The organism is Streptomyces sp. NPDC006463 (assembly GCF_042870715.1).
GTDB lineage: Bacteria > Actinomycetota > Actinomycetes > Streptomycetales > Streptomycetaceae > Streptomyces.
Genome location: NZ_JBIAHP010000001.1, coordinates 169,435 through 184,957 on the forward strand (window position 1 = coordinate 169,435; position 15,523 = coordinate 184,957).

Here is a 15,523-nt window from a genome sequence, read left to right on the forward strand (position 1 = left end):
GGCGCGCCGGCGCCCCCCGCCGCCGCGGCGGCCCCGTGGCGCCCCGCCCCCCCCCCCCCGCCCCCGCGCGCCCCCCCCCCCCCGCGCCCCCCCCCGGCCGCATGACTTCAGGAGGGTTTGGTCGGCGAGAACGCGGTGACGGTCACCTTGTTGTCGCACTCGGCGAAGACGCCGTCATCCATGGCGATCTGGTGTGAACCCGCGCCGGGTACACCGAGGACGATGGTCGGGAAGCTGGCGGGCGTGGCGCCGGATACGCAGTAGCCGTCCGCCTCACCTTGGACGTTGACGAACGTGAGCTTCGTCCAGGCTCGGGCCCCCGGGGCCAGGGTCACCGTGGAGGCCGAGCCGCTCTGGGTGACGGCGAGCGGGAGGTTCTTGCCGGGCGAGCCGTTCCCGGCTCCGGCGACCGTCGGGAATCCGTGGAGCGTGCAGGGGCCCGTCGAGGTGTTGGTGACGGACACGATGGCAGCTCCCGTACCCGTACCCGGCGGCCGGACGTCGGCCTGGTGGGCTTCCGACGCCTTGATCTGGTCGGTCTTGCACGCCTTGGTCCCACCGCCCGTACCGCCCGTACCGCCCGAGCCGCCCGTGCCGCCCGTGCTGCCCGTGCTGCCCGTACCACTCGTACCGCCCGTGCCGCCTCCTGTGGAGGACGAGCCTCCCGTCGGCGTCGGCTTCGCCGGCTCCGAGCCCGCGGGCGACGTCGACGGCTTGGCGACAGCACCGTCGTCGCCGGTGGGCGTGCAGCCCGCCGTCAAGGCTGTGACGGCCACCGCCGTCACCAGCGCTGCCGCGATCCGGCAGACACCTGCTGTGTACTGCATTGGGCGCTCCCCGAGGTTCACGACCGGTCCCACACCGGCACTCGCGCATGGACACGGCACTGCACCCCTCCCGGGTTCCCAGGCTGCGGCGCTGTGGCGGTTCCGTGACGCGACCATGACGTACGGCGCCGGTTCACCGGTGCCCAGCTCCTCAGACGACCGGTTCGCCGATGCCCAGCAGGTTGCCCTCGCTGTCACGGAACCAGACGGCGCGTTCCCCCCGGGCGCCCTTGCTCGGGTAGTTCCCTTCGATATCGGCGATGCCGCCCCTCGTCCGGAACCCGGGTACGTCCACCTCCTCGAACACCACCCCGCGCCGTTCGAGCTCCGACACGACCGCCTCGATGTCGTCGACCTCCCACCCCATCTGGGTGAAGGTGCCGGGCGAGGCTCCGGTCGACTTGAACACCGCGAATTCCGCGCTTCCGCACCGGTACAGCAGTCCACCGGGCCGTTCGTCGACGGGCTCCAGGCCGAGCTTCTCGGAGTAGAAACGCCGCGCGCGGTCCAGGTCCTCGGCGGGAAGCCTGGTCGCCGCGCGTGCCCGGGCCAGTGTGTTCCTGTCGTCTGCGTTCATGTCTCCACTGTGCCGTGAGCGGCGGCCGGAGCGGTCCTGAAGCACCGCGAAACACCGCGCCGCGCGGAGCGGCTGGAGGCAGTGGGCTCCCGGGCATTCGCCCGCTCGCCGCAATCGCTCGCCCGTTCGCCGCCGCCCCATGCTCACCCGGGAGGCGTCAGCGTGCTCCGGCGGGTGGCGGAGCGCAGCGCGAAGGCCATCACCACTTCGAACACGCCGAGCAGGACGAGCCACAGTCCCAGCAGCCGCGTCAGGGCGACCGCCGAGTCCACCGGGAAGCAGAGTACGACGATGCCGGCGACGGTGCCGAGGACGCCCAGGCCGAAGAGCAGGCCGCGATGCGCGAGCGTACGGTCGGCGATCGCGACGTACGCCGTGAGCACCCCCGTCAGCAACCAGAACACGCCGACGATCAGGGACAGCGCGCCGATCGTCTGCATCGGATGCCGCAGTACCAGGACGCCCGCCAGGAACGCCAGCATCGCGATCAGGACGCCCGCCAGTCTGCTGCCGCCCCCGTCGCTGCTGTGCGAGAAGGCCGTGACGAAGCGGAAGACACCCGCCACCAGGAGCTGCAGACCGATGATCACGGCCAGGATGTGCAGCGTCTCGTCGGGCCAGACGAGCACCAGGATGCCTGGGACCAGGGTCGCGAGGGCGAAGCCGAGCGCCCAGTGCCAGGAGCTGCCGACCTGCTTGAGCGCGTCCTCCGGGTCGTTCTGCGTGTGCTGCGGTGCCGCGTCGGGGGGTACGGTCATCACGCCTCCCAGGCCAGCCGCACGGCCCGTAGGGGCACCTCGGAGCCGCCGGAATACCTTGTGTACCTTTCCGGGTCATTTTAGGTCGTTGTGGTACGACTCGCCGCTCCGACGGGTGAGCCCATGCGCCGAGGCCGGGCGGGGCGGGGCGGACGCCACCGCCCGGCCGGCCGGCGTCAGGAGCTCGTGAGGATGACGAGTTGCTGGGTCGCGCGGGTCATGGCGACGTAGCGGTCGACCGCTCCCCCGATGCCCTCGCCGAACGCCTCCGGGTCGATGAGGACGACCAGGTCGAACTCGAGGCCCTTCGACAGCGCCGGGGTCAGCGACCGGACCCGGGACGTGGCCCGGAAGGTGCCACCGCCGATGTCACCGGTGCCGATGTCACCGGTGCCGATGTCACCGGTGCCGATGACGCAGGCGATCCCGTCGGCATGTGCGGCGAGCCAGGCGTCGAGGACCGAGTCCAGTTCCGAGACGGATCCGTGGACGACGGGGACGCCGCTGCTGCGGATGGAGGTCGGCACATTGGCGTCCGGGAGCACAGCCCGGATGACCGGCTCGGCTTCCGCCATGACCTCTTCCGGAGTCCGGTAGTTGACGCTCAGGGAGGCCATGTCGATCCGGTCGAGCCCGACCCGTTCGAGCCGTTCCTGCCACGACTCCGCGAACCCGTGCCTGGTCTGCGCCCGGTCCCCGACGATGGTGAAGCTCCGGGACGGGCAGCGGAGCAGCAGCATCTGCCACTCCGCGTCCGTCAGTTCCTGAGCCTCGTCCACGACGATGTGCGCGAACGGGCCGGCGAGCAGGTCCCGGTCGGCGCCGGGCAGTGCGGTCTCGTCGATCAGGCTGTCCTGCAGGTCCTTCCCCCGCAGCATCGTCACGGCGCCTTCACCGTCGGCATCGGCCGCGAGCACGCTGTCGATGACGCCGGCCATGCGCTCGCGTTCGGCCGCGACGGAGGCGTCCCGGCGACGCTTGCGCGCTGACGCCTGCGAATCACCGAGCCGCTGCCGGGCCGCGTCCAGGAGCGGCAGGTCGGACACCGTCCAGGCCTGGGCGTCCTCGCGCTGCAGCTTGCGGACCTCTTCGCGGCTGAGCCAGGGAGCGCACTTGCGCAGGTAGGCGGGTACGGTCCAGAGGTCTGCGACGAGGTCAGTCGCTTCGAGCATCGGCCATGCGCGGTCGAGGGTCGTGACCAGCTCCCGGTTCTGCCTCAGCGACCTGTGGAAGAGCTCGGGCGAGACCTCGTCGCCGTCGTGCTTGTCCAGCAGGATCGTGACCAGTTCCTCCCAGATCTGCTCGCGCGCCTCATTGTGCGGAGTACCGGGTTCCGGCGCTTCGAACGCCGCCGCCCAGTCGTCGGCGCTCAGCCAGATGTCGGACCAGTGGGTCGAGACCGTCATCCCCTTCGTGGGCGGCTCTTCGTAGATGCCGACGGCCGGCTCGATCGCCTTCACCATGTCCGCGGACGACTTCAGCGAGGCCACGTCCGGGTCGCTCTCGATCGCCGCTCCGGCTCCCTCGTCGACGAGGTCGCGCAGGATGCAGGTCTGCACACCCTCCTCCCCGAGGCTGGGGAGCACGTCGGCGACGTAGTCCAGGTAGGGCCGGTGCGGACCGACGAAGAGCACGCCGCCACGACGGTGACCGAGGCGAGGATCGGAGTAGAGGAGGTGGGCGGTGCGGTGCAGAGCGACGACGGTCTTGCCCGTACCCGGACCGCCGTCGACGACGAGGGCGCCGCGGGATCCCGCCCGGATGATGGCGTCCTGATCGGCCTGGATGGTGCCGAGCACGTCCCGCATCCGGGACGACCGGTTGCTGCCCAGACTGGCGATGAAGGCGGACTGGTCGTCGAGCGCGGCGTGCCCTTCGAGCCCGTCCGCGGTGAACACCTCGTCCCAGTAGTCGCCGATCCGGCCGCGGGTCCAGCGGTACCTGCGGCGGCTCGCCAGACCCATCGGGTTGGCGTGGGTCGCCGCGAAGAACGGCTCGGCCGCGGGCGAACGCCAGTCGAGCAGCAGCCGACGACCCGCGCTGTCGGTGAGGCCGAGCCGTCCGATGTACACGGGCTCGGAGCCGTCCGTGCTGACGATGTGTCCGAGGCACAGGTCCAGACCGAAGCGGCGCAAGGCACGCAGGCGACCGGTCAGCCGGTGGATCTCCAAGTCCCGGTCCATCGCTTCCCGCCCGATGCCGCCGGGCGCCAGTCGCGCGGCATCGAGGCGGTCGGACACTTCGGCGATCGACTGCTCGAGACACTCCGCGATGGCCGCGAAGTGCTGCTCGTCGCCGTCGATCAGCGTCGGGGCGGCCTTGGGTGAGAGGTGGTCGGGAAGGTCGAACGCGCTGGTGGTCAGGTGGCTCATGCCATCAGCCCCGATCCGGGGACGCGCCCGCGAAGTCAGGCAGCGCGCGTACCCGCGCCGCGGCGCCTGGTGCCGGCAACCGCGACGCGAGTCCCACCACCGGCTCGCCGTCACCGCACACTTCATGAACCGACAACAACAAATGCACTTCGTGAATCCCCCGTTTTCGCAGGTCCTGGGCTCGGTCCGCGATTCTGCCCCACGACCGGGGCCTTGCCGCAAGCCCCCCGGTGCGTTATAAGTTGAGAGTGGAAAGGAGTGGTTACTCCTCCTTCCCTTCCTCTCCTCTTCACCCGCGATCGCGACCAACTCATCGGCGTCGTACGGACGTCCGGATCGGTCTTCTTCGCGCACGAGTCGATGCCGAGACGCCCACGCCCGCCGGCGTCTGCTCACAACGGCGACTGACGCACCGTGGCGCTGCCCAGCGCGGTGGACCACCGGTTCGAGCAGGCCGGAGACCGCGGCGTCGAGCAGCGCATCCTTGCCGCCGAAGGCGCGTACCACGGTCGCCGCGCCCAGGCCTTCTCTGCCGTCGACGCCGACGACCTGCCGTTGCTGCGCGCCCTCGCCGCAGCAGAACGTCTCATGCGCCCCAAGCACGCCCTCCCGCTCCCGCAGTTCACCCCGTCCTCTGACACCCGCGCACGCGCACGCGATGCAAATTCGATTCACATCAGCGCGCTTCTGGTGCAGACTCGGTGCACATCCGGCCGACAGAAGGGCAAGACCATGGATCAGCTCCCCTCCCACCCCGACAGCGAGCGGTACTCCGTGACCCTGTGCCCTCCCGCCGTCACCGTGGTCGCCGAGCTGACCTCCGCGACGGGAGTCAGCAAATCCGACGTGATCAATCGGGCCGTACTCCTGCTCGGCTTCATCGAGCAGGAACGCGCCAAGGGCCACGACCTGATGATCCGCGACACCGCCGGATCCCTGGAGCGCATCCACATCATCTGAGCCGGGACCCGATCGGCGAGCCGCTTCCCGACACCTGGGCGAGGCCTGTCCCGGAGCCCGGCAGCCGTCGGGTGCCGGGCTCGGGTCAGCGGCCTGGGGCGCTAGCGCCAGGTCTGGTACGGGCTCCTGGCGCCGTGGGTGCCGCAGGGGAAGGTGCGGAGGTGGTGTTCGAAGCTGTCGTCCAGGCACAGTCCGGTTGCCTGGTTCTCCAACTCGACGGCTCCGCCCGGGTAGCGGTGGACGATCCAGCTCCCGTCCCCGCCCGCCAGTTCGAGACGCAGACCGAATCGCCGGATCCGGGGCAGTGAGGTCAGCCGCTCGGATCGTTAGCCCTGAGCAGGTACCCGCGCCTTCATCAGGTCAACGAAGTGATCCGGGTCGCGCGACGAAGCGGGCGAGCTCCTCGGCGGCGCCGCGGGGCAGACTGGCGATTGCTGCGTCCGGCAAGGTCGTGATCACGGTGCACAACTGCGCGACGAGGTCCGGCAGCGGGGACCAGGCAGTAGCGGGGGCGTCGACGGCGGAAAGCGGCAGGTCGCCCTCGTAGAAGTAGGCACTGATCGACGGCTCCTCAAGATCCGGTCCGGTGACTCGACGAACCGCTCGCGCTGAAGATCGAACGCGCGTTACCTGCCTCTGAGTGCGTACGCGGCGGGCCCGGTTCACCGGCGCTCGGGAGGCCGGGGTCACGGGGTGGCGGGGTCCAGGAGGTGGGGCCCGTTGTTGCGGACACTGTTGACCGCGGTCGAGACCGGGGTCACCGCGAGACGGCCGCCGGCCGGGGTGTGGAGGAGGGCACGGAGATCCGCCGTGTCCTGGTGGGCGGGATCGAGCCAGGTGTCGTAGTCCCCCGGGTCGAGGGCCAGCGGCATGCGGGGGTGGACGCGGCCGGCCAGATCGGTGGCCTCGGTGGTGATGATCGTGGCCGTGGTCAGCCAGGCGGACGGATCGTCGTCGTCCTTGACGCCCGGGTCGCGCCAGAACTCGTACAGCCCTGCCATGGCCATCACCCCCGCGTCCTCGGGGCGGATGAAGTACGGCTGCTTGTAGGCCTTGACCGAGCCGGTGGCGGGCACCGCGACCCACTCGTAGAAGCCGTCCGCGGGCAGCAGACAGCGCCGTCGGGTGAACGCGCGCCGGTACGCCGGCTTCTCGTGCACGGTCTCCACCCTCGCGTTGATCATCCGCGAGCCGACCGCCGGGTCCTTCGCCCAGGACGGCACCAGGCCCCAGCGCACCGGCCGCAGCCGCCGCGCCACCTCTCCGGTACCGCGGTCGGCGCGCTCCAGAACCGCCCACACGTCATCGGTCGGGGCCACGTTCCACGACGGCCCGAGTTCCCCGGCGCCCGGATCCCGCTCGGCGTCGAAGAGGCCCGCGAGGTCCTCCGGGGCCCGGGAAGAGGCATAGCGACCGCACATACCCCCACCCTGCCACCCCACCGGAGGGAACGGGCCGAACCACACCCGGCCGGGAGCGTCTCCGCTTCGCCGCCTGCCCTCAGCGGCAGCTGGTGAACTCGACTCGCCCTCGGCGATTCCGGTCACCGGCTCGAAGTCGTCGGAGGTGGTCAGCGTGAAGTCCACGCCGTTGGGGTACTTGTCGGTCACGGTGAGTACCGTGAGTACCCCCTAGCCCAGCTCATCTCGGCGCTCGGCCGCCGCGGTGACGCGCCTCGGGGGCCACTGCGCCGCCGAACGCCCTGCCGCCCGTTCCTCCGTGACAGCGGCCTACCCCGCTGCCGTGCCAGTCCCACCTCTGCCCCCTCACACCCGAGGAGCCCTCGTGGCCGTCCTCACCACGATCGTCGTGGTCCTCGGCGCCTGGTGCGCCGTCAGCGTCATCACCGCCGCGCTGTACTCCGCCGTACGCGCCTGCCACGTCCGCCGTCAGCGGGCGATGGCGTCCGTGCTGGACCGCACGGCCGGCCGGTGCGCGTCGGCCGCGGAGCCCGCCGACCTCGATATCTCGGCCCAGTCGCTGGCGGGGTCGGACACAAGACCCGGCTGACGGAACGGAAAGCCGCTGAGCGGTCCGGGGCTTCGTCCAGCCGCGGAACGCACCATCGCCCGCTGCTCTCGCCCCTGCCCGGCGGCCCCGCGCTCAAGGGGGCCTCCCCCTCGGCCTGCTACGGGGATGCGGTCGGCGAACCGTCCCGACCATCACCGCTGCGGTGTACACGGGAGCCGCCGACGGGAAGGTCCCAGAGGTCCTCGGCGGGGCGGCCCGCCGCCGCCCACGCGGCTCGCACCCGGTGCAAGGGCTCCAGCGGCGGCTCGGCCGAGAGCAGGAACGTCGCCCAGTGCATCGGCGACATGATCCGCGCACCGAGATCGGCGCAGGCCCGGACGGCTTCCTCCGGAGACGTGTGGACGGGCGACAGCATCCAGCGCGGCTCGTACGCGCCGATCGGCAGGAGCGCGACGTCGATCCCGGGGTAGCGGGCGCCTATCTCCCCGAACCAGTGGCCGTATCCGGTGTCCCCCGCGAAGTAGAGGCGCCCGCCGTCGGGCGCGGTCAGGACCCAGCCGCCCCACAGGCTCCGACAGGTGTCCGTCAGGCCGCGCCGGCTCCAGTGGTGGGAGGGCACGAAGTCGAAGCGGACCGGCCCCGCTTCGCCGATCAGTTCCGCCGCTTCCCACCAGTCGAGTTCGGTGACCCGTTCGAAGCCCCGGCCACGCACCCAGCGGGCGAGACCGGCCGGCACGAACACCGGGGTGTCGCGTGGCAGTCGGTCCAGGGTGGCAGCGTCGAGGTGGTCGTAGTGGTTGTGGCTGATGACCACGGCGTCGACCGGCGGAAGGTCTTCCCAGGCAACACCGACGGGCGTCACCCGGTCCGGTGTTCCCACGATCCGCCGCGACCAGACCGGGTCCGTGAGGACGGTGAGGCCTCCGATCCGCAGGACGTAACTCGCGTGTCCCACCCAGGTCAGGGCCAGGTCCGCGGGCCCTGCCTCGGGCAGCGGGCCGGGCTGGAAGGGCAGGTCGGGGATCTGGGCCCGGCCTTCGGCTGACGGACGCAGGCGTTCGCCCCGCAGGGCGAGGCGGACGAAGTCGGCGATCCCCGGCAAGGGGGATGTCAGCCGGTCCGTGAAGCTGCCGGGCCAACTCCGGAGTTCACCGAGGGGCCGGGGCTCGGACAGCGGAGGGCGCGCTCTAGTGGTCACGGCTGCTCCGTAAGTCGTCGGCGGTCCAGGTGAGCTGGGATCACGCTCGGGTACTCACACCGCCCGATGTGAACGCCAGCCCGATGCGAACGCCGGCAACATAGCAGCACCGTCGAAGTCGGCCCCATGGACGTGGGGGAACTTCCCACACGGCACCCGCCGTGAACCGTCCCTGCCGTTCACAGGCTCACCGTCGAGATCAGGACGGCTGCGGTCGCCGCAGTCCCCGGAGGAGCAGTTCGACCAATCGACGGGGGTCATATCGGGGATCGCCGTCACGCCCGATGCAGAGGTTGCCGATGCCGCGCATCAGTTCGTAGGCGTGCGTACCGGGCCTGATCTCGCCGGCGCCCTCCGCGGCTTCGAGCAACTGCGCGCAGACGGGCACCAGGCGGTCGAGGAAGTACGTGTGCAGCGCGTCGAAGCCGCTGCTGTCCGATTGCATGGCGTTGGCGAGGCCGTGCTTCGTGACCAGGAAGTCGACGAAGAGGTCGACCCACTGACGGAGTGCCTCGAACGGAGAGTCGGCGCCGGCCAGCAGGGCCGGGCCCGCCTCGGCGCAGGCGTCGACCTGGTGACGGTAGACGGCGACGACGAGATCAGCCCGATTCGGGAAGTGGCGGTAGATCGTCCCCATCCCGACCCCGGCCCTGGCCGCGATCTCACGGATCGGTGCGTCGACGCCCGAGGTCACGAACACCGCGGCGGCGGCGTCGAGCAGCGTCTGCTGGTTGCGCAGCGCGTCGGCCCGCTTGCTTCGGGCCGGCACCTCCCCGGAGGGGCTCGTACTGGGCACCACGTTCTCCTTCCGTCGACCGTTGACAAAACGGAACAGCGCTCCGTATATTAAACGGAACAACGCTCCGCTTTCAGTGTAGCTGAAGCGGGCCTCCCCCAACCGCCTCACCCGTTGCCGGCCACATGAGACCGACGGCGGAGGCCATGAAAGGGACATACGAATCATGAGCGGATCCACTCACGCGGCCGACGCCGTCAGCTCGCCCACTCCCGTCCTCTCGGTCGCTCCGGTCGTCCTGCCGGCTCCCGGCCGAGCCGTGGACCTGCAGGTACGGGTCTCCGCACCGGTGACCGGGAGCGAGCTGCCGATCATCCTCCTCTCGCACGGTCAGGGCTACTCGAACCACCTCTCCTCACTGAACGGCTACGCACCACTCGTCAACTTCTGGGCCGCGCACGGCTTCGTCGTCATCCAGCCCACCCATCTGAGCTCGACGACGCTGAGCCTGGATCCCGATGCCTCCGAAGCACCGATGTACTGGCGATCGAGGGCCGAGGACATGAAGCGCATCCTCGACCGGCTCGACTTGATCGAGGCCGCCGTCCCGCAGCTCCTCGGGCGCCTGGACCGAAGCAAGGTCGCAGTAGCCGGGCATTCGATGGGCGGGCACACCGCGAGCCTGCTGCTGGGCGCCCGGCTCACCGATCCGCACGACGGAACGGAAGTGGACCTGGCCGAGCCCCGGATCAAGGCGGGTGTGCTGCTTGCCGCACCGGGCAGAGGCGACGCCCTCACCGAGTTCGTGGCCGAGAACTACCCGTTCCTCTCGACCACGGACTTCTCCCGGATGACGACGCCCACGCTCGTGGTGGCCGGCGACAAGGACGCCTCCGCCCACCTGACGGTTTCGGGCCCGGACTGGCACACCGATCCGTATTTCCTCTCACCGGGCCGCAAGGCCCTGCTCACCCTGTTCGACGCGGAGCACGGGCTGGGCGGGGTCTCCGGATACGACGTCGCCGAGACCACGGACGAGAACCCGGAGCGGGTGTCCGCGGTCCAGCGGCTCACCTGGGCCTACCTCCGCAGCGAGCTCTACCCCGAAGACCCCGCTTGGCAGGTGGCGCGTGACGCCCTCACGGCCGGCCCCGACCCGCTGGGACGGGTCGAATCGACCGGTCCGGTCAGCGGGCTCCCGGGGCAAATCCCGGGCACGTAGCCGGGGTCGGGAAACGCTTGGGGGTCCGCCACTCGGTCGGACCCCTATCCCGAGCGCTGCCGGCGACCGACAGCGATGTGCCGGCAGGACTGGGAGCTCCGGCGTTATCCGGCGCTGCCCCGCCAGATGTTGTCGAAGGCCGCCTCTTCGATGGCTCGGCGTTGCCGTACGGACTCCAGTTCCAGCAACGCGTCGTTGACCGCGGCCAGTACCGTCGCGACGGCGTCGTCGGTCACCTCCGGAGCGTCGCCGGTCCGCTCACCGCGGATCCCGGCGGCCTCCGCGAGGGCGGCGAGGACGGGTTCGTCCGATGCCCAGCGGTCGGCGGCCCGGCGGCGGGCGGGCGAATCGGCCAGCACCGGCTGACCGGCCCCGAAGGCAATCCCGCGGCGGCGTTGCCGGATGAGCTCTCCGTCTGCCTCGAGCGCGGCCTGGTAGGTCGCGGACAGCCCGCGGCCCCTGCGCCACAGCCAGTCCTCGACCGACTCGTAGGGCGCCTCCCGGACGAGCGACGCGGCGGCCTCGTCCAGCAGGCGATCCGCCGCAACCTGCTGGTGGCCTGGCACGATGTGATCGCCGTCCAGTCCGACGGCTCGGGCGGCGAGGAGGTCGATGATCTCGGCGCCCGCGAGCGCGAGCGACAGGGTGCCCTGTTCGGCAGGGCGACCGGCCTCCGTGTCCATGGCGACGATCAGCAAGTCCCTCGGTGTCGTCATGAAGGGCTCCACGTCCCGTGCATCCGCAGCACATCCGTCCCTGAGCGACTGGTCCGGCGATCGCCGCCGCACGGATGCGCGAGGTCGGCCGCCGGGCTCTCCCGCGCCCGAGCATACGGAGCGAGGGCGGCGGCCGCATCCGCTTCGGCGGACACGGCCCGGTCGGACCGACCGCACCGGCATCGCCGCGCCCCGGCGCATCCGCTCCCTTCGGTACGGTCGACATACACGGAAACGGACACGCCCCTCGTTGATCCCCACAAGCCGGGGGAGCTGGTGGAATGCCTTCCTCGGCCCGGCTGCCCGGGGCGCACGAGCGATGGAGGCCACATGGCGGAGCGGGACGGCTCGGCAGCACGCCTGCACGCCATGGAAGAGGCCCTCGAACGCATCGGAACGTCCCGGGACGAGCGGGAGACCTGCCGCGAGCTGGCCGGGTTCCTCGTCCGTACGCTGTGCGACGCCGCGGCCGTGGACGTGATCGGCCGGGGCGGCAGGAGTGAGCGCGCGGCCACCGCGGGCGCGACGGCCCTGTTGGAAGGCCCCGCCGCCGACAGCGCACCCGCGGTACGGGCGCTGGACCGGGACCGGCCGTCGCAGGTGTGGACCGGGAACTCCGCACAGGGGTCCGTCCACTTCGTATCGTTCCCCCTGGTCGGCCGGGACGAGATCTACGGACGGCTCATCGCGGCCCGGCCCCGCACCGGCTTCGACGACCACGAGACGGCGACGATGCACTTCGCCGCCCGGCTCGCCGCCCTGCACATCGGCCTCGCACGGCGCCTGGCGGCCGCGGAGAAGACCGCGCTGGACCTGCAACGGACGCTCGTCGCCGAACCGGGCCGGCCCCACCCGAACCTGGAGATCGCCAGCCGCTACCTGCCGGCCGGATCCCGCGCCCTCGTCGGCGGCGACTGGTTCGAGACCGTACGCCTGCACTTCGGCCGCACCCTGCTGGTAGTCGGGGACGTCATGGGGCACGGCCTGGACGCCGCCGTCGACATGAACGCCTACCGTTCCGTCCTGCGCGAGGTCGCCGCCACCGATCTCGCCCCGCACCGGGTGCTGCGGCAGCTCGACGCCCTGTCCGCGGCGGACGAGACCCGTCGGCCCGCGACCTGCCTGCTCGTGCGGATCGATCCGGCCCGCGGCATGGCCGTGTACGCCAGCGCGGGACACCTCCCGCCCGCCGTGTTCACGCGCGACGGCCCGGGCGAGCTCCTGGAGGTACCCGTCGGCCCACCGCTGGGCACGGGTGTCGGAGGGTACGAGGCACTCGCCCGGCCCATCACGGCGGAGCAGACGCTGCTGCTGTACACGGACGGCCTGGTGGAACGCCGGGGCGAGGACATCGACACCTCACTCGCCCGGCTCGCCGCGCTCCGCCCGGCCACCACCGGTCCCCTCACGGATGTGGTGGACGCGGTCTGCGGCGCACTCGACGCCGCCCACGCCGAGGACGACGTCGCCATCCTCGCCGCGCGGTTGCGCCTGCGGGCGCCGAACCACGACGCCGACGCCGGAAACGGCACCGGCACCGGCACCCGCACCGCCTCTGCCGCGTACTGATGCGGGCAGCGCGGCCGAGCGGGCGAGTTCGCGGCGGGCACGCAGGAAGGGCCCGGGCCGGTCGACGGCCAGCACCGCGGTCGTACGGCCCTCACGCTCGTACACGCACAGGAAGCCCCCTTCGTCCGTGGAGCCCTCGACGACGCGGACCGTGTCACCCGCGCACCGTCGCCCCGCGAACTGGATGCGTGCGCCGTACTGGTCCGACCAGAAGTAGGGCAGCGGGCGGGCGCTGTCCACCGTCCGGCCCGCCAGCAGGTTGCGCACCGCGACGGCGGGTTGCTCGGTCGCGCTGGTCCAGTGCTCGGAGCGCAGCCCTCCCACGCGGGCGACGTCGCCGACCGCGACGACCTGCGGCAGCGCGGTGACGCAGCCGTCGTCGCAGAGCACACCGTCGCCGAGCGGGAGGGTCGAGCCCGCGAGCCAGCCAGTGTTGGGTACGGCTCCGATGCCCACGACGACCAGGTCGGCGGGGACCCTGCGCCCGTCGGTCAGCTCCACGGCGGTGACGGCCCCCTGCCCCAGCAGCCGGGAGACGCCGACGCCGGTGATCAGCTCCGCTCCGCCGCGCCGGTGCAGCGCGGCGCACACGGCGGCCATCTCCGGGCCGAGTTGCGGGACGAGCGGCAGCGGTGCCGCCTCCACGACGGTGACCTCGTGACCGAGCGAGACGCAGGTGGACGCGGTCTCGGCGCCGATGAATCCGCCGCCGATCACGACGACCCTCCGGGTTCCGCCGCTCAGGTCGTCCCGCAGCGCCGTTGCGTCGTCGAGCGTACGGAGCGATCGGACGCCCGCGAGTCCCGAGGTGCCCGGCAGGCACCGGGCACGGGCCCCCGTGGCGATGACGAGTCCGTCGGTGAGCAGGGTCCTGCCGTTGTCGAGGAGCAGGGTGCGGCCGCCCGTGTCGAGCCCCCGGGCGCGCGTGGCGAGCAGCCACTGCGCCGCGAGTCCTGTCTCCTCCTCCGCGTCGCAGAGGGCGAGTTGGTCCTCGTCCGCCCTGCCGGCGAGGAAGTCCTTGGACAGGGGCGGGCGGTCGTAGGGGCGGTAACGTTCCTCGCCCACGATCACCAGCCGTCCGTCGAAGCCCTGGGCACGCAGCTCGCGGGCGGCGTACAGGCCGGCGAGCGAGGCGCCGACGACGGTGACGGTTCTCATGCGGCGGTGTCCTCCTGAGCGGCCGGGCGGACGTGGATGACGCCGTCGGCGACGACGACCTCGTGGGTGCGGACGGGGCGACGGGCGGGCAGGCGGGTCGGCTGCCCGGTGCGGACGTCGAACGAGGCGGCGTGGAGCGGGCATTCGACGAGACAGCCTTCGAGCCACCCCTCGGAGAGTGAGGCGTCCTGATGGCTGCAGGTGTCGTCGATGGCGTACAGCTCTCCGTCGGCGTTGAACACCGCGATGGGCGGTGTGGTGTCGATACGGACGGATTCGCCGGCAGGAAGGTCTTCAAGGCGGCAGACGGGAATCACGGGCCCCCCTCGGTCCAGGACTCTTCGCAGGACTCTTCGCTAGCATGAGGTTGCGTATGGCGCATGATGGAGCGTGATGCGCAACAGAATCCGGTCGGGGTGCCCACCGCGTCAAGGGCTTCCCGAGGATGCGTGCCCAACTGTGTACCCAATGGACCGCACGATGGCGAGAGTTGAGCTATGACCGGCGACCAGGCAGTGGCTGAACAGAACGAGGAAGCGCAGGACCGGGCGCCCAAGACTGGGGCGGGGGCGATCCAGTCCGTGGACCGCGCCGTGAGCGTGCTGGAGATCCTCGCCCGGCGCGGCGAGGCCGGCGTCACCGACATCGCCGACGAGCTGGAGGTGCACAAGTCCACGGCGTTCCGGCTGCTCTGCGTGCTGGAGAACCGGGGCCTGGTCTCGCAGGCCCAGGACCGCGGCAAGTACTTCCTCGGGGCGGGCATCCTGCGCCTGGCGGGGGCCGCGGCGGTACGCCTGGACATCTCCCAGGAGGGCGCCCCGGTGTGCCGGGAACTCGCCGACGAGCTGGGCGAGACGGTGAACATCGCGGTCCTGGACGACGATGCCGCCGTCAACATCATGCAGGCGCGCGGCCCCGCCTCGGTCACCGCGCAGAACTGGCTGGGCCGTCGTACTCCCCTGCACGCCACCTCCAGCGGGAAGGTGCTCCTGGCCCATCTGCCGGCGACGCTGCGCGAAGGACTCATCGCCCGGGCACTGCCGCGGTTCACGGAGCACACGGTGACCAGCGCCGGCATGCTGCGGGCCGAGCTGGACGCGGCGTACGCGCAGGGCTTCGCGATCGTCGCGGAGGAACTGGAACTCGGCCTGAACGCGGTCGCCGCGCCGGTGCGCGCGCACGACGGCAGGGTGCTCGGCGCACTCAGCGTCTCGGGCCCCGCCTACCGCCTCGGACGGGACCGGCTGCCGGAGCTCGCCGCGCGGACGGTCGTCGCGGCCGACGAGCTGTCACGACGGATGGGTTACGGCTTCTGATCCCTTTCGTTTCTGAGCCATTCCGCCGAGCTGTGCCCGCGCGACGCGGGGCCGGGAAGACCCGGCCCCGCGTCGTCGTATGCGGGGATGACGCGCGTGGAGCTCGTGCCGAGAGCGTTTCCGCGGGCCCGCGCGGATTTGCC

The 15,523-nt window shown here is 71.6% G+C and carries 14 protein-coding genes and 1 pseudogene; 5 read left to right on the plus strand and 10 right to left on the minus strand.

Features of this window, described 5'->3' with window-relative positions; translation table 11 throughout:
- Nucleotides 1–107: 107 nt before the first annotated feature.
- From ACFYOB_RS00865 to helR, 4 genes are all read right to left on the minus strand, one after another.
- Nucleotides 108–827, minus strand: coding sequence for a DUF4232 domain-containing protein (locus tag ACFYOB_RS00865; RefSeq protein ID WP_388552574.1), 720 nt, complete (start codon nt 825–827; stop codon nt 108–110).
- A gap of 151 nt (nt 828–978) precedes the next feature.
- Nucleotides 979–1,404, minus strand: a complete 426-nt coding sequence (locus ACFYOB_RS00870; protein WP_388552577.1) for a VOC family protein — start codon at nt 1,402–1,404, stop codon at nt 979–981.
- 143 nt (nt 1,405–1,547) lie between these two features.
- Nucleotides 1,548–2,162, minus strand: coding sequence for an HdeD family acid-resistance protein (locus tag ACFYOB_RS00875; protein ID WP_388552580.1), 615 nt, complete (start codon nt 2,160–2,162; stop codon nt 1,548–1,550).
- Nucleotides 2,163–2,338: 176 nt separating this feature from the next.
- Nucleotides 2,339–4,534, minus strand: coding sequence for an RNA polymerase recycling motor ATPase HelR (gene helR / locus ACFYOB_RS00880; protein WP_388552583.1), 2,196 nt, complete (start codon nt 4,532–4,534; stop codon nt 2,339–2,341).
- A gap of 414 nt (nt 4,535–4,948) precedes the next feature.
- Here helR and ACFYOB_RS00885 point away from each other — a divergent pair, with 414 nt between their 5' ends.
- A complete protein-coding gene (locus ACFYOB_RS00885; protein ID WP_388552586.1) occupies nt 4,949–5,494 on the plus strand; it encodes a hypothetical protein in 546 nt (181 codons plus the stop codon).
- 686 nt (nt 5,495–6,180) lie between these two features.
- Here the strand turns inward: ACFYOB_RS00885 and ACFYOB_RS00890 are convergent.
- Complete coding sequence (locus tag ACFYOB_RS00890; RefSeq protein ID WP_388553970.1) at nt 6,181–6,915, minus strand: SOS response-associated peptidase; 735 nt, start codon at nt 6,913–6,915, stop codon at nt 6,181–6,183.
- A gap of 364 nt (nt 6,916–7,279) precedes the next feature.
- Between ACFYOB_RS00890 and ACFYOB_RS00895 the strand changes: the two genes are divergently transcribed.
- A complete protein-coding gene (locus ACFYOB_RS00895) occupies nt 7,280–7,504 on the plus strand; it encodes a hypothetical protein (RefSeq protein WP_388552588.1) in 225 nt (74 codons plus the stop codon).
- A gap of 118 nt (nt 7,505–7,622) precedes the next feature.
- Here the strand turns inward: ACFYOB_RS00895 and ACFYOB_RS00900 are convergent, their stop codons facing one another.
- Nucleotides 7,623–8,663, minus strand: a complete 1,041-nt coding sequence (locus tag ACFYOB_RS00900; protein WP_388552591.1) for an MBL fold metallo-hydrolase — start codon at nt 8,661–8,663, stop codon at nt 7,623–7,625.
- A gap of 199 nt (nt 8,664–8,862) precedes the next feature.
- Nucleotides 8,863–9,459 carry a TetR/AcrR family transcriptional regulator gene (locus ACFYOB_RS00905; RefSeq protein WP_388552594.1) on the minus strand — a complete coding sequence of 199 codons (597 nt, stop codon included), beginning with the start codon at nt 9,457–9,459 and terminating at the stop codon, nt 8,863–8,865.
- A 166-nt stretch (nt 9,460–9,625) separates the two neighbouring features.
- Between ACFYOB_RS00905 and ACFYOB_RS00910 the strand changes: the two genes are divergently transcribed.
- Entirely contained in the window at nt 9,626–10,621 is a 996-nt protein-coding gene (locus tag ACFYOB_RS00910; protein WP_388552597.1) for an alpha/beta hydrolase family protein, read from the plus strand.
- A 104-nt stretch (nt 10,622–10,725) separates the two neighbouring features.
- On the opposite strand, the gene ACFYOB_RS00915 is transcribed toward ACFYOB_RS00910, so the two are convergent.
- Entirely contained in the window at nt 10,726–11,337 is a 612-nt protein-coding gene (locus tag ACFYOB_RS00915) for a GPP34 family phosphoprotein (RefSeq protein ID WP_388552600.1), read from the minus strand.
- Nucleotides 11,338–11,667: 330 nt separating this feature from the next.
- Between ACFYOB_RS00915 and ACFYOB_RS00920 the strand changes: the two genes are divergently transcribed.
- Complete coding sequence (locus ACFYOB_RS00920; protein ID WP_388552603.1) at nt 11,668–12,906, plus strand: PP2C family protein-serine/threonine phosphatase; 1,239 nt, start codon at nt 11,668–11,670, stop codon at nt 12,904–12,906.
- Here the strand turns inward: ACFYOB_RS00920 and ACFYOB_RS00925 are convergent.
- Together ACFYOB_RS00925 and ACFYOB_RS00930 are read right to left on the minus strand one after the other, a co-directional pair.
- Nucleotides 12,904–14,064: pseudogene (locus ACFYOB_RS00925) on the minus strand (NAD(P)/FAD-dependent oxidoreductase); the annotation flags it as partial. The gene ACFYOB_RS00920 and the pseudogene ACFYOB_RS00925 sit on opposite strands and share 3 nt — an antisense overlap.
- On the minus strand, nt 14,061–14,381 hold the full coding sequence (locus tag ACFYOB_RS00930) for a bifunctional 3-phenylpropionate/cinnamic acid dioxygenase ferredoxin subunit (RefSeq protein WP_388552606.1): 321 nt from the start codon (nt 14,379–14,381) through the stop codon (nt 14,061–14,063). The pseudogene ACFYOB_RS00925 and the gene ACFYOB_RS00930, both read right to left, overlap by 4 nt.
- A 180-nt stretch (nt 14,382–14,561) precedes the next feature.
- Here ACFYOB_RS00930 and ACFYOB_RS00935 point away from each other — a divergent pair, with 180 nt between their 5' ends.
- A complete protein-coding gene (locus ACFYOB_RS00935; RefSeq protein ID WP_388552609.1) occupies nt 14,562–15,380 on the plus strand; it encodes an IclR family transcriptional regulator in 819 nt (272 codons plus the stop codon).
- Nucleotides 15,381–15,523 lie beyond the last annotated feature (143 nt).

What these genes read in the sequence shown, in the direction of transcription:
- helR (WP_388552583.1), bottom strand. Translation starts at nt 4,534, where the DNA reads ATGAGCCACCTGACCACCAGCGCGTTCGACCTTCCCGACCACCTCTCA.
- ACFYOB_RS00935 (WP_388552609.1), top strand. Translation starts at nt 14,562, where the DNA reads ATGACCGGCGACCAGGCAGTGGCTGAACAGAACGAGGAAGCGCAGGAC.
- ACFYOB_RS00915 (WP_388552600.1), bottom strand. Translation starts at nt 11,337, where the DNA reads ATGACGACACCGAGGGACTTGCTGATCGTCGCCATGGACACGGAGGCC.
- ACFYOB_RS00875 (WP_388552580.1), bottom strand. Translation starts at nt 2,162, where the DNA reads ATGACCGTACCCCCCGACGCGGCACCGCAGCACACGCAGAACGACCCG.
- ACFYOB_RS00890 (WP_388553970.1), bottom strand. Translation starts at nt 6,915, where the DNA reads ATGTGCGGTCGCTATGCCTCTTCCCGGGCCCCGGAGGACCTCGCGGGC.
- ACFYOB_RS00920 (WP_388552603.1), top strand. Translation starts at nt 11,668, where the DNA reads ATGGCGGAGCGGGACGGCTCGGCAGCACGCCTGCACGCCATGGAAGAG.
- ACFYOB_RS00910 (WP_388552597.1), top strand. Translation starts at nt 9,626, where the DNA reads ATGAGCGGATCCACTCACGCGGCCGACGCCGTCAGCTCGCCCACTCCC.
- ACFYOB_RS00865 (WP_388552574.1), bottom strand. Translation starts at nt 827, where the DNA reads ATGCAGTACACAGCAGGTGTCTGCCGGATCGCGGCAGCGCTGGTGACG.
- ACFYOB_RS00870 (WP_388552577.1), bottom strand. Translation starts at nt 1,404, where the DNA reads ATGAACGCAGACGACAGGAACACACTGGCCCGGGCACGCGCGGCGACC.